The 601-nt window shown below is 45.9% G+C and carries 1 pseudogene; it reads right to left on the bottom strand.

What is annotated here, in order from left to right:
• Positions 1–601: pseudogene (locus tag HMPREF1548_RS29945) on the bottom strand (hypothetical protein); the annotation flags it as partial.

Raw genomic sequence — 601 nt, forward strand, 5'->3', positions numbered from 1 at the left:
CCGCTCTCTGTGACGACAGGAAATCTGCCAAAATCCCTTCCCTGATGCATTCCGTCACTGCCCGCTCAACCGCTTCCTCAATCCGCATTACCCTTGCATATTTCCTGACCCGGTCCACATACTGGCTGTATTCCTTCAATGTCCGGCATTTATCCATCAGCTCTTGGTTGTGGCCAAAATTAATATTCAGCATAAGTACTTTAAGCTCAAGCTCCGGTTCTGCCGTTTCTTTTTCAAACGCATCCGACAGCCGCAGGATTTGCTTTTCGGGCTGCCTGTCTGTACCGTTATAAAATACCACGAACCGGGGCATCGGAATTTTCACCAGCGTGGAAGAATATATACTCTCATCCCGCATGTATTTTTCCAGCTGCTTTGCGATGTATACCAAATCCCTCAGCGGCATATTGGGATTATACGATGCCTGGTGCTCGTATAGATTCAGCTCGGAATCCAGCAAGAATGAGATGTCATTCTTAAAATTCATGTAAATCGCATTTTCCAGGGTGAAGATTATCAGGTCCTTCGTACTGTGATACGCCGAGTTATTGAGTGCATTATATAACTCCAGCAGTTCCTTCTTTTCCCGAAATAGCATTCG

It is taken from the genome of Clostridium sp. KLE 1755 (genome assembly GCF_000466465.2).
GTDB classification, from domain to species: Bacteria; Bacillota; Clostridia; order Lachnospirales; family Lachnospiraceae; genus Eisenbergiella; species Eisenbergiella porci.